Source organism: Pseudomonas oryzihabitans, assembly GCF_032027545.1.
Classification (GTDB): domain Bacteria; phylum Pseudomonadota; class Gammaproteobacteria; order Pseudomonadales; family Pseudomonadaceae; genus Chryseomonas; species Chryseomonas oryzihabitans_F.
This window is the reverse complement of sequence record NZ_JAVSJB010000134.1, coordinates 1-263: the sequence shown is the minus strand read 5'-3', so window position 1 is coordinate 263 and position 263 is coordinate 1. Positions and strand designations below refer to the sequence as shown.

Sequence of the window (263 nt, the reverse complement as noted above, 5' to 3'; positions counted from 1 at the left end):
TGAAATGACCCCCAAATGTTGGACAGGGTTGGTTTCAAGCAACGAGCACTGGTCTGAACGGGAACTAGAGAGGTGGCCTCTGCGAGATCGCCTCACGCAAGGTATCAAACGATGCTTCGCTAGGACTCACCAACGCAAAGTTGTAGCCCTGTCCTGACCAATAGTCAGCCGTAACATCGCTTTCCCTACGAGATCCGTGGCCAACGTCGCGCTGGCTGTTGGGATGCCGCACATAGAAGATCACTTGGCGCCCTTTCGTATCC

Annotated in this window: 1 pseudogene; it reads right to left on the bottom strand. The window is 54.4% G+C overall.

What is annotated here, in order from left to right:
- Positions 1-64 precede the first annotated feature (64 nt).
- Positions 65-263: pseudogene (locus tag RND78_RS28050) on the bottom strand (anti-sigma factor); the annotation flags it as partial.